Source organism: Sphingomonas sp. Ant H11, from assembly GCF_000797515.1.
Lineage (GTDB): Bacteria > Pseudomonadota > Alphaproteobacteria > Sphingomonadales > Sphingomonadaceae > Sphingomonas.
The window spans coordinates 1-10,485 of the sequence record NZ_JSBN01000085.1 but is presented as its reverse complement, the minus strand read 5'-3'; the positions used below and the strand labels follow the sequence as shown (position 1 = coordinate 10,485).

At 65.9% G+C, this 10,485-nt stretch carries 5 protein-coding genes and 5 pseudogenes; 5 read left to right on the top strand and 5 right to left on the bottom strand.

Annotated features, from left to right (window positions below; translation table 11 throughout):
- Window positions 1-353, bottom strand: a pseudogene (locus NW75_RS23940) (L-threonylcarbamoyladenylate synthase); the annotation flags it as partial.
- A 48-nt stretch (window positions 354-401) separates the two neighbouring features.
- Here NW75_RS23940 and NW75_RS15635 point away from each other — a divergent pair.
- Window positions 402-2,122: pseudogene (locus NW75_RS15635) on the top strand (acyl-CoA dehydrogenase).
- Window positions 2,119-2,954: pseudogene (locus NW75_RS15630) on the top strand (arylamine N-acetyltransferase family protein). Before NW75_RS15635 ends, NW75_RS15630 begins: the two co-directional pseudogenes overlap by 4 nt.
- A 175-nt stretch (window positions 2,955-3,129) precedes the next feature.
- Here NW75_RS15630 and NW75_RS15625 read toward each other — a convergent pair.
- Both NW75_RS15625 and NW75_RS15620 read right to left on the bottom strand, forming a co-directional pair.
- Window positions 3,130-3,486: a GntR family transcriptional regulator gene (locus tag NW75_RS15625; RefSeq protein ID WP_010406195.1), complete on the bottom strand. Its 357-nt coding sequence runs from the start codon at window positions 3,484-3,486 to the stop codon at window positions 3,130-3,132.
- A gap of 39 nt (window positions 3,487-3,525) precedes the next feature.
- Window positions 3,526-4,105 (bottom strand): annotated as a pseudogene (locus tag NW75_RS15620) (nitroreductase family protein).
- 116 nt (window positions 4,106-4,221) lie between these two features.
- On the opposite strand from NW75_RS15620, the gene NW75_RS15615 reads away from it, so the two are divergent.
- Together NW75_RS15615 and NW75_RS15610 are read left to right on the top strand one after the other, a co-directional pair.
- A complete protein-coding gene (locus NW75_RS15615; RefSeq protein WP_033966113.1) occupies window positions 4,222-6,015 on the top strand; it encodes a peptide MFS transporter in 1,794 nt (597 codons plus the stop codon).
- Window positions 6,016-6,025: 10 nt separating this feature from the next.
- The gene (locus tag NW75_RS15610) at window positions 6,026-6,721 is read left to right on the top strand and encodes an NnrU family protein (RefSeq protein ID WP_033966112.1); all 696 of its coding nucleotides are present in this window, start codon (window positions 6,026-6,028) and stop codon (window positions 6,719-6,721) included.
- Here NW75_RS15610 and NW75_RS15605 read toward each other — a convergent pair.
- A complete protein-coding gene (locus NW75_RS15605) occupies window positions 6,718-7,713 on the bottom strand; it encodes an aldo/keto reductase (RefSeq protein WP_033966111.1) in 996 nt (331 codons plus the stop codon). The two genes, NW75_RS15610 and NW75_RS15605, sit on opposite strands and share 4 nt — an antisense overlap.
- The gene (locus tag NW75_RS15600) at window positions 7,710-8,996 is read right to left on the bottom strand and encodes a dicarboxylate/amino acid:cation symporter (protein WP_033966110.1); all 1,287 of its coding nucleotides are present in this window, start codon (window positions 8,994-8,996) and stop codon (window positions 7,710-7,712) included. Before NW75_RS15600 ends, NW75_RS15605 begins: the two co-directional genes overlap by 4 nt.
- A gap of 73 nt (window positions 8,997-9,069) precedes the next feature.
- Here NW75_RS15600 and glmM point away from each other — a divergent pair.
- A pseudogene (gene glmM, locus NW75_RS15595) lies at window positions 9,070-10,409 on the top strand (phosphoglucosamine mutase).
- Window positions 10,410-10,485 lie beyond the last annotated feature (76 nt).

Genomic DNA, 10,485 nt, shown 5'->3' with positions numbered 1-10,485 from the left:
CGTGGCAGCCGTAGCGGCGATCCCGGCATCGGCGCGGAGCGGCAGCACCAGCGTCAGCGGCCCCGGCCAGAACGCCGTCGCCAGCGCCAGCGCGGTGTCGTCGAACGTGGCGATCGCCTGCGCGGCTGCCAGATCGAGCACATGCACGATCAGCGGGTTGAAGCTCGGGCGCCTTTGGCCGCGTAGATCCGCGCGACGGCGTGCGAATCGGTGGCGTCGGCGGCGAGGCCATAGACCGTCTCGGTCGGTATCGCGACGGGCTGGCCCTTAGCGATCAGCGCGGCGGCGGCGGCGATGCCCGCCGCGCCGTAGGGTAAGGTCTGTGTCGCGCAAGGCGGGTTTGGCGTGGTCATTATCGCGGGCTATAGCCGTGCAAAGCCTGTTGCATAAGAGGATGCCCGATGTTCACCCCCGCCACCGCCGATCAGCGCTTCGTGCTCGATCATGTCGTCGCATTGCCGATCTCGTCGCCACCGACCGCTTCGCCGCCGCGAGCGACGACGTCGTCGATGCCGTGCTCGAAGGCGTTGGGCAACTGGCGGCGGGCGAATGGGCACCGCTGCTGCGCACGGGCGACACGGTTGGCGCGAAATGGACGCCCGAAGGCGTGGTGATGCCCGCAGGCTTCGTGAAGGCCTATCACGATTATGTCGAAGGCGGCTGGGGCACGATCGGCGTGCCGGAGGAATTCGGTGGGCAGGGCCTGCCCTTTGCGATCCAGACCGCGGTGCTCGATACGCTCGGCAGCGCCAATATGGGCTTTGCGCTTGCCCCCACGCTGACGGTCGGCGCGATCGAGGCGCTGGCGCATCACGGCAGCCCCGAACAGCAGGCGCAGTATCTGCCGCACCTGGCGACCGGGGAATGGACCGGCACGATGAACTTGACCGAGCCGCAGGCGGGTTCGGACGTCGGCGCGCTGCGCACCACCGCGACCCCGCTTGGCGACGGGAAGTGGAGCATCAAGGGCACCAAGATCTACATCTCCTTCGGCGACCATGACATGGCCCCCAACATCGTCCACCTCGTGCTCGCGCGCACGCCGGGGGCACCCGCCGGGACCAAGGGGATTTCCTTGTTCCTGGTGCCGAAATATCGCCTCAACGCCGATGGCACGCCGGGTGCCTTTAACGATGTCCGCGTCGTGTCGATCGAGCATAAGATGGGGCTGCACGCTTCGCCGACCTGCGTGCTGAGCTTTGGCGACAACGATGATTGCATCGGCGAACTGATCGGCGGCGAGTTCGGCGGGATCCGCGCGATGTTCACGATGATGAACAATGCCCGGCTCAATGTCGGCTTGCAGGGCGTGCAGGTGGCCGAGGCCGCGACGCAGGCGGCGGTCGGCTATGCGCTGGAGCGCGTGCAATCGCCGCGCGCCGGATCGGGCAGCGCCGAGCCGGTCAAGATCGTCGAGCATCCCGATGTGCGGCGCATGTTGCTGCGCATGAAGGCGCAGACTCAGGCGGCGCGCGCCTTGGTCTATTATGCCGCAAGCCAAGTCGACCGCGCGACGCTCGGCCAGGCGGGCGGGCAGGAGCGGCTCGATATCCTGACTCCGCTGGCCAAGGCGCATGGCACCGATATCGGCAATGAAGTCGCCAGCCTCGGCATTCAGGTGCATGGCGGGATGGGCTATATCGAGGAGACGGGCGCGGCGCAGTTCTTCCGCGATGCGCGTATCACTCCGATCTATGAAGGCACCAACGGCATTCAGGCGGCCGATCTGGTCGGGCGCAAGCTCGGGCTCGACAATGGCGGGGTGTTTGCGCGCCTGATCGCCGACATGCGCGCCGAGGCCGCGGATGCAGGGCTGCGCACGCTGATCGACGCCTGTGACGAGATCGGGCGCGGCATGGCGGGGCTGTCGGCCGATGACAAATTGGCCGCGAGCTATCCCTTCCTGACGATGCTGTCGGTCGCGGTGTGCGGCTGGCTGATGGAGCGGTCGGGCCGCATCGCCTCCACTGCCGAGGGCGACCGCGCGTTTCTCAGCATGAAGGTGGCGGCGGCGCGCTTCTATGTCGCGCAGATCGTGCCCGAGGCGCTGGGGCTGAAGGCGGCGGCAACCGCCACGGCGGACGTGCTCTATTCGGTAACGGCGGAGGCTTTCGCTGCATGAGCGAGACCGCCTTCGATCTCGACGCCTATCTCGCCCGCATCCGCCTGCCTGCCCGCCCGACCGTCGATTCCTACGGTCTGGCAGCGTTGCAGCGCGCGCACCGTCTGGCGATTCCGTTCGAGAATCTCGACGTCTTGCTCGGGCGCGGCATTGCGATCGACAGCGACTCCGTCTTCGCCAAATTGGTGACGGCCGGGCGCGGCGGTTATTGTTTCGAGCATAACCGGCTGTTCCTCGATGCGCTGGCGGCGTTGGGCTTCGTCGCCAGCCCGGTGCTCGCGCGGGTCTGGCTGGGGGCGACCGATGTGCCACCGCTGACGCACACCTTCAGCCTCGTCACGCTCGGCGAGGAGACATGGATCGCCGATGCCGGATTTGGCGGCAGCTACACTCCGCCAATGCCGCTGATCGCCGGGACCGAAGTGAGCGCGCCCGATGGTGCGACCTTCCGGCTTGAGCAGAACGATGCGCATGGCTGGATGCTGCTGCGCGACGGCGACCCCGCGACCACCGACGGGCGCGGGACCGGCAGCGGGTTTCAGCCGCAATATAGTTTCTCGCCCGTGCCGGTGCATCCCACCGATCTCGCGCTCAGCAACCATTGGACGTCGACCGCGCCCCAAAGTCGCTTCCGCCAGGTCGCGTGGTCAGCATCGTCTTGCCCAACGGGCTCGCCTCACTGACCGACGCCCAATATCGCCGCCGTGCGGGGGGCGAGGAAACGCAAGCGATCATCACCGATCCGCGCGTCTACCGGATGCGCCTCAGCATGATGTTCGGCATTACGCTGAGCGCCGAGGACGTGGCGGCGCTGGGGGTGGTGGCGGCGTAGCGGAAGAGGCGGTGACCCCGATCCCGTTCGGACGAACGCACTGGTCCGTTCGGGGCACTCCCCCTCATCCGTTCGGGCTGAGCCTGTCGAAGCCCCGCTCTCCACAGGCGCAGCGTTCGCGCGGGGAGAGGTGCCCTTTTGACAGGCTCAGGGCGAACGGTGTGGGGGCGGGCGCTTAGGCCTTTTCGCGTTCCAGCAGATCCGCGGCATCGAGCCCGAGCAGATCGATATGCGCGGCGATGCGCGGCCAGCTGGTTTTGACGAAATGCTCGCGCTCGGCCGCGCGCAGCTTTTCGGCGGCACCGGGCAGCACGAACATGCCGACGCCGCGCCGCACCTCGACATAGCCATCGTCCTGAAAACTCTGATAGGCCTTGGCGACGGTCAGCGGGTTGGCGCCATGTTCGGCGGCAAGCGCGCGGACCGATGGGAGCTGGTCACCCGCGCGAAAGTCCCCGCGCAGGATCGCCGCGGAAATGGTGCCGCGCAGCTTGATATAGACCGGGCTGTCTTCGCTGTTCAACGCTGTCATGCTACCCTAATACAGCAATGGTCGTTTCTGTCCAGTACTTCAGCCATCCCACTTTGTGATGATCGCGCTCGGATCGGGACGGGGGGCGCTCCTCCAGCGGGCGGCTGGGCGTGCCGAGAAAGAAGAATCCGGCGATGCGTTCCGGCGCCGCGCCGAACGCATCGCGCACCGCGTCCGAATAGCTCGGCCAGCCGGTCAGCCAGCCGCCGGCAAAACCCAGCGCATGCGTGGCGTGCAGCAGATTCATGCCGACCGCGCCGACCGACAGTTCCTGCTCCCACAAAGGAATATGGCTGGTGGTGCGCGGCGAGAAGAGCAGCACGACGAGCGTGGGGGCCTGGTGCGCGAATTGCTCGAGCGCGGCGATCTCGGTCGTGGCGGCCTGCGGGCGTTCGGCGCGATAGGCGGTGGTGATGACGTTGGCGAGCGCGTCGCGCTGTTCGGGGGCCACCACCACGAAGCGCCACGGGGCGATCTTGCCGTGGTCGGGCGTGCGCGCGGCAATGGTGAGGATCTGGTCAAGCTGCGCCGCATCGGGGCCGGGCGCGACCAAATCGCGCGGGCGGCCAGAGCGGCGGGTGGCGAGAAGCGAGAGCGGGGTGGTGCGGTCGTTGAGCATCGCGATCCCATAGCGGCCACGCAGGCATATTTACACACCCACGATTGGCGTTAGTCTCTGCGGTAACCAACGGTGTCGGCTTTACGGACACTGCGCCATTTCAGGGAGCTTCTTACATGGTGGACACCCCGACCGCGGACACCCCGCGCGAGCCGGATATTACGCACGTCAATCCGGCGACGGGCGCGATGTGGTTCGGCCATCCGCGCCAGCTCGCCCGGCTGTTCACCACCGAAATGTGGGAGCGCTTCGGCTATTACGGCATGCGCGCGCTGCTCACGCTGTACCTCACCAAGCATTTCGTGTTCGGCGATCGTGCCGCGACCGGTTTGTACGGAGGCTTCACCGCACTCGTTTATCTGACCCCATTGGTGGGCGGGTATCTCGCCGATCAGTATCTCGGCTCCAAGCGGTCGGTGAAGTTCGGCGCGATCATGATGGCGGTCGGCTATTTCACCTTGTGCTTCGGTGGGCAGACGGCAGTGCCGTTCGCGACAATCGACGGCCAGCGCTATGATGTGCAGGTCGAAGCCAAGGGCAGCACCGAACAGCGCTACATCGTCGACCACGGCAAAAGACTGCAAGTGAAGGGCAATGACGACGGCACCGTCTCCTTGCTCGCGCCCGACGGCAGCTCCGCGCGGACGATCGCCAAGGACGGCTTCAAATCGGATGCCGAGCGCAGCCCGCTGTTCGTGACGATCATGCTCCTCGCGCTTAGCCTGATTTCGGTCGGCAACGGCTTCTTCAAACCCAACATCTCGACGATGGTCGGCGAGCTTTACCCCCAAGGCGATCGTCGCCGCGATTCGGGTTTCACCATTTTCTATATGGGAATCAATCTCGGGTCGCTCGGATCGCAGATCCTGTGTCCGATCCTCGCCGACACCTTCGGTTGGTGGGCGGGCTTCGGCCTCGCAGCGGTCGGCATGCTGATTTCTTATGCGTTGATCCAGTTCGATGGTGGCAAGCTCAACGGTTATGGCGAGGCCCCGGTGCGCAGCGGGCCCGATCGCGCGCTGCCGATCTATATCGGTGCGCTGGTCGCGGTGCCGGTCCTGTATTTCCTGTTCACCAATTTGATGAATGCGGTGCCGCCGGTGCCGGGCTCGGGCTTTATCGGCTATCTTGCGTCGCTGTCGCTGATGGGCAAGTTGCTGTTCGGCACCTTCCTCATTTCGATCCCGGGCATCCTGATCTGGTCGTTCGTGGTGGGCGACCGCCGCGAATTCCAGATGATGCTGGCGGCGATGGTGTTGATCGTGTTCAACGTCGTGTTCTGGACGCTGTTCGAGCAGGCCGGTTCGTCGCTGACGCTGTTCGCCGATCGCAATACTGATTTGCGGCTGTTCGGCGATTTCGCGATCTCGGCACCGCAGACGCAGTTCTTCAACGCCTTCTTTATCGTCACGCTTGCGCCGGTGATGAGCGTTTTGTGGACGGCACTTGCCAAGCGCGGGCTGGAGCCATCGATTCCGGTCAAGTTCGGCATCGCGCTGATCGGGGTCGGTGCGGGTTTCCTGTTCCTGGTGCTGGGCGCGGGGTTTGCCGGCCCCAATTTCCAGGTCGGCATATGGTGGCTGGCCGGGCTCTACTTGATCCACTCGGTTGCGGAATTGTGCATTTCACCCGTCGGCCTGTCGATGATCACCAAGCTGTCGATCGCGCGGATCGTCGGATTGATGATGGGCGTGTGGTTCCTGTCGATCTCCTGCGCGCAATATGTCGCCGGGATCGTCGCGCAGTTCGCCAGCGTCGATACGGTCGGCGGCGAGGTAACCAACCTGAAGGTCAGCCTCGACACCTATACGGGCACCTTCACGACCATCGCCGAAGTTGCGATGGCGTTGGGCGTTCTTCTGCTATTGTTGGCCTGGCCGCTGAAGAAGTGGATGCACGGCGTCAAATAGGGGAAGCGCGATGGATGGCACGGAGATGGTGATCGCCGCGGCAGCGGCCTTCGTTGGAACGCATTTCCTGCTGTCGCATCCGCTGCGCAGCCCCCTCGTCAAGGCGGTTGGCGCGAACGGGTTCATGGGGGTCTACGCACTGGTCGCCTTCGCCACGCTCGGCTGGCTGGCGCATGCCTATCGTGCCGCCCCTGCCACCGCGCCTTTATGGGCGGTGGGAGAGGGGATTTGGGGCCCCGTCACGCTGGTGATGTTGCTGGCAAGCGTGCTGCTGATGGGATCGCTGCTCGGCAATCCCGCGCTGCCCGGGCCACCCGTCGCGGCCGCTCCGGCTGCGGCGCGCGGCATGTTCAGCGTCACGCGGCACCCGATGCTGTGGGCGTTCGCTTTGTGGGGGCTGTGCCACATCGCGGTCTATCCGATCGCCGCCAACATCGTCGTCGCGATCGCGATCATCGTGCTCTCGCTGGTCGGCGCGGCGCTGCAGGACCGCAAGAAGGAGGTGCTGCAACCCGATCTGTGGCGCGATTGGGAGCGCAAGACGAGCTATTGGCCGTTCCTCGCCATCGCGCAGGGCCGCGCGCGCTTCGGCGGCTTCCGCCCGCATGACCTGGCGGGCGGGGTAGTGATCTGGCTGGCCGCGACCTGGGCGCATATCCCTATCGCCGGTGTGGCGGTGGGGCTGTGGCACTGGGTTTACCGCTAGAGCCGCACCATCTTCATCATCGGGCCCCCATAACGCGGCCCCGCCGTGCCACCGCGCGGCGCTGCGCGGTCGAGCGCGGTCAGATCTTCGGCGGTCAAGCTCACCTCCACCGCCGCCATGCTGTCCTCCAGCGTCGCGCGGCGCTTGGAACCGGGGATCGGCACGATATCGTCGCCTTGTGCCAGCAACCAGGCGAGCGCGACTTGAGCGCCGCTGACGCCGTGGGCGGCGGCGATCTGCTTGACGACATCGACGATCTTGAGGTTTTCCGCGAAATTCTCTTCCGAATACCGCGGATCGTTGCGGCGATAATCGCCCTCGGGCAGATCGTCGCGCGACGTGATCTGGCCGGTCAGGAAACCGCGCCCGAGTGGGCTATAGGGCACGAAACCCGTGCCGAGTTCGCGGCAGGGGGGCAGGATCTCTTCCTCGATATCGCGCTCCCACAGCGAATATTCGGATTGCAGCGCGGCGATCGGATGCACTGCCGCCGCCTTGCGCAGCGTCGCGGCGCTCGCCTCGGACAGGCCGAGGAAGCGGACCTTGCCCTCGCGCACCAGCTCGGCCATCGCGCCGACAGTGTCCTCGATCGGCACGTTCGGGTCGACGCGGTGCTGGTAGAACAGATCGATCGTGTCGATGCCAAGCCGCTGGAGCGAGCCTTCGCACGCGCGGCGGATGTTGGCGGGGGTGCTGTCGACACCGGATACCTTGCCGTCGTCGCCGAAGCGGAAGCCGAATTTGGTCGCGATCACCAGCCCGTCACGCTTTCCGCGAATGGCGCGGCCGACCAGTTCCTCGTTGATCAGCGGACCATAGACTTCGGCGGTGTCGAACAGCGTCACGCCCAACTCGATCGCACGGTGGATCGTGGCGATGCTCTCGGCTTCGGTCGCCGCGCCGTACATATTGGGGCCGACGCCCGCCATCGGCATGCAGCCGAGGCCAAGTGCGGAAACCGTGAGGTCGGGGCCAAGCGTGCGATATTTCATGAAGGGTGTTCCTGCAGCAAGGTGTCGGCGGCGGATAGCGGGAGCTTGTCCCCCCGCGCTGCCACGGTCAGCGTAACCGCCAGATCGAAGATGACGTTCCCGAGGGTTCGGAAAATATCCGGCATCGTCTCGACCGCGACCAGCAGCCCAAGCGGGGCGACGGGCACGCCGAGCGTCACCGCAATCGGCGCAATCGCGCTGATGAAGCTGATTTGCCCCGGCAGGCTGACCGAGCCGAGCGAGGTCAGCACGGCGACCACGGTCGCTGCCGCCAGCGTTGCGAAGGTCATCGGCACGCCGCACCACGCCGCGACATAGATCGCCACCGCCAGGTTCATCGCCGGGCCAGTCGCGCGCATCATCGCAACGGCGAGCGGCAGCACCACGCCCGAAGTGGCCACCGGTACATCCATCTCTTCCGAACTGCGCAACATCGCGGGCAAGCTGGCGAGCGAGGATTGCGTGCTGAGCGCGACCGCCAGCACCGGCAGCGAGGCGCGGATGAACCGCCCAAGCGCCATGCGGCCGCCCCAGATGGCGACGGGCACCGCAAACAGGCTGACCACGATCCCGACCGAGGACACCGTCACGATATAGTGGAACAGTGCGCCGACCGCTGCCGTCCCGGTCTTGGCGGCCACCGTCAGGGCGAGGGCGAACACACCGATCGGCGCGATCCAGATGATCCAGCCGATCATCACCAGCATCGCATCGCGGATCGCGGAAAAGAAGGTCAGCAACGCGGTACGGCCCGTGGCGTCGATCCGGGTAAGGGCGAAGGCGAAGATCAAAGCGAACAGAATCAGCGACAGGAACCCGCCATTGGCGGCGGCGGCGATGACGTTATTGGGCACCATCCCCGCCAGAAACTCACCGAGCGGCGGCACCGCGCCCGGCGGGCCGACATTTACCAGCGCACCGCGCAAGGCGGCGGCAGAGGCCTCCGGGATTGGCACCAGGCCAAGGAACAACGGCGTCAGCAACGCGGCGGCGACTGCGCTGCACACCATTACCACCACGATGATGCTGATCGCCCGCGCGGCCACCGCCCCGCTGCGCGCGGCCTCCGCAGTCGACGCAATGCCGGTGACCAACAGCGAGAACACCAGCGGAATCACCGTCATTTGCAGCGCATTGAGCCAGGCTGCGCCGATCGGCTGCGCAACCGCCGTTGCGCCCGGCACCGCACCGGGCAGCCAGGTGGCAAAAACAATCCCGAAGAGTAACCCCGCACCCAGCGACACTAGGATCCGCGTCGATGGGCTGTTCAACGTTGCAGACATACTCGCCCTTATCGGTAAGCGGCGCTATCAAGCGCCTCTGAAGATACGGGCATAACCCAACGGATGAGGGCTGATGGCAAGAAAATATTTCGGGACCGATGGTATTCGTGGCCTGACCAACAAGGCCCCGATGACGGCAGCGATGGCGATGCAGGTCGGCATGGCAGCCGGCGCGCACTTCCGCCGCGGCGACCACCGGCACCGCGTGGTGATCGGCAAGGACACGCGCCTCTCGGGCTATATGCTCGAATCGGCGATGGTCGCGGGTTTTACGAGCGTGGGCATGGACGTCGTGCTGTTGGGACCGATGCCGACTCCCGCCGTGGCGATGCTGACGCAATCGATGCGCGCCGATCTCGGCGTAATGATCTCGGCCAGCCACAATCCGTTCTTCGACAATGGCATCAAATTGTTCGGTCCCGATGGCTATAAGCTGTCCGATGCTGACGAAACCGCGATCGAGGCGCTGATCGACGGTGAGATCGCGCTGTCGCCCGCCGCCGAGATTGGCCGTGCGCGGCGCGTGGACGATGCGCAGGGGCGCTATATCCACTTTGCCAAATCGACCTTTCCCGAAGATCTGCGGCTCGACGGTATGCGCATCGTGGTCGATTGCGCCAACGGCGCGGCCTATCGTGTCGCGCCGACTGCCTTGTGGGAATTGGGGGCCGATGTCGTCGCGATCGGCGTGACGCCCAATGGCAAGAACATCAATGACGGCGTCGGCTCGACCGCGCCGCAAACCCTGTGCGAGACGGTGGTGGCAAGCGGCGCGCAGCTCGGCATCGCGCTCGATGGCGATGCGACCGGCTGATCGTGGTCGACGAAAAGGGCCATGTCGTCGATGGCGACCAGTTGATGGCGACGATCGCTAGCGGCTGGGCGCGCAGCGGGCGGTTGAAGAATGGCGGGCTGGTCGCGACGGTCATGTCCAATCTCGGGCTCGAGCGGCATCTCGCGGCGCAGGGCATCGGCCTGATGCGGACCGCGGTCGGTGATCGGCATGTGCTCGAGGCGATGCGCGCTCAAGGGTATAATGTCGGCGGCGAGCAATCGGGGCATATCATCCTGTCGGATTATGCGACGACGGGCGACGGGCTCGTCGCGGCGCTGCAGATCCTGGCCGAACTGGTGTGGGCGGGGGCTCCGGCGAGCGAGTTGCTGCACCGCTTCGAGCCATTGCCGCAATTGCTCAAGAATGTGCGGTTCGCGGGCGGCAAGCCGCTGGAGGCCGAGGCGGTGAAGGCGGTGATCGCCGGGGCCGAAGCCGAATTGAAGGGCAAGGGCCGGCTGGTGATCCGCCCGTCGGGCACCGAACCCGTTATCCGCGTGATGGCGGAGGGCGATGACCCCGCCCAGGTCGAGGCGGTGGTCGATCGCATTTGTGACGCCGTGCGCGTGGCGGCCGGCTAACTTCGTCCTCCCCTCCCGCTTGCGGGAGGGCTGGGGGCAGTGTCATGTCATCCCGTGCGTCCGCGACAGCCTCCCC